1 protein-coding gene and 1 pseudogene are annotated in these 1,353 nt (G+C 71.3%); one reads left to right on the top strand and one right to left on the bottom strand.

Annotated features, from left to right (window positions below; genetic code table 11):
- Nucleotides 1-404: pseudogene (locus ACFQEU_RS15940) on the top strand (phosphate ABC transporter permease); the annotation flags it as partial.
- Between the two features lie 75 nt (nt 405-479).
- Here the strand turns inward: ACFQEU_RS15940 and ACFQEU_RS15935 are convergent.
- Nucleotides 480-1,353 (bottom strand): class 1 fructose-bisphosphatase (locus ACFQEU_RS15935; RefSeq protein WP_379783761.1); only part of this gene is annotated, 874 nt, incomplete at its 5' end.

Raw genomic sequence — 1,353 nt, 5'->3', positions numbered from 1 at the left:
GGTTCGTCGGCCGGTTCGCCGTCGGCCCGATATACGCGGCCGATGCGGCCGGATTCGAGGGGACTGCCCTGCTCGTCGGCGCGACGCTCGCGGGCGTCGCCGTCGGCGCGCTCTTCGGGTTCGTGCTCACGCGGACGACTCTCGTGGTCTCGACGGCCTTTATCGGCGCGGCGCTCGGGACCCGGTCGCTCACTCCCGAAGCGTTCTCGACGGCCGCCGAGGAGCTCGCGCTCGACCCGATCCTCTTCGATCCGACCGCGATCCCGTTCCTCGCGGTCTTCGCGCTCGGCGTCCTCTCGCAGTTCGGGCTGTTCAAGCTGGGCTACGTGACGAAGCTCGCGGGGATCCTCCCCGGCGCGCGACGATGGACCGCGAGCGACGACGACGAGGGGACGCCGGCCTGATCCGGCCGACGCCGGAACGACCGTCGTCGGGTTCCGTTTTCCGCCCTGTCGCTCCCGCTCTCGACCCGGAACGTGCTACTCGCCGTCGAGCGCGGCTTCGAGCCGCCGTATGAGTCCCTCGTTGCCGACGTACAGCGGGACACGGTCGTGGAGGCCGTCCGGTTCGACGTCGAGGATCGGCCGGGTCCCGTCGGAGGCGGCCCCGCCCATCGCCTCGATGATGTACGCGATGGGGTTCGCCTCGAAGGAGAGCCGCAGTTTCCCGTTCGGCGCGTCCACGAGCGCCGGGTACGCGAACACCCCGCCGTACGTCACGACTTGGTTCACGTCGCCGACCATCGACCCTCCGTAGCGGAGCTTGAGCTCGTCTTCGACCTCGCGGGCGTACCCGCGGAACGCGTCGGGCCAGTCGGGCACCCGCCCGCCGAAGCCGTAGACGGTCGGATCCTCGGGGAGGGTGAGGTCGTCGTCGACGACCGACCGAACCACCCCGCTCCCGTCTCCCTCCTCGCTCCCGTCTCCCTCCTTGACCCCGCCGTTTCCGCCGCTTTCGTGGCCTCTGTCCCCCTCAGCGTCGCCGGCGCGAGTGACGACTTCCTCGCGAACGCCGGACTCGTCGGCGACGACCATCGTCGTGATCGGGCCGAGCAGGGTGTACCCGGCGGCGACGAGCTCGCGTCCGGTCGCCGGCAACGACCCCTCGTACACGCCGACGACGGTCCCCATCGCGTTGTTCGACCGGAGGTTCGAGGAGCCGTCGAGGGGGTCGACCGCGACCGAGTACCCCTCGCCGGCGTCAGTCGCTTCCGGGCGCTCCTCGCTGACGTACGCGCCGACCCCGTCGATGGCTGTCAGCGCCTCCCCGAGCAGCTCGTCGGCGTACATGTCGCCGGCGAGCGTCGTCTCGCCGGAGGGGTTCTCCGCGTCGCTCTCGACGCGCCGCCCCGGC

This window comes from Halorubrum tibetense (genome assembly GCF_042661865.1).
GTDB lineage: Archaea > Halobacteriota > Halobacteria > Halobacteriales > Haloferacaceae > Halorubrum > Halorubrum tibetense.
The sequence above is the reverse complement of the archived record's forward strand: the minus strand, read 5'-3'. Positions and strand labels throughout refer to the sequence as shown.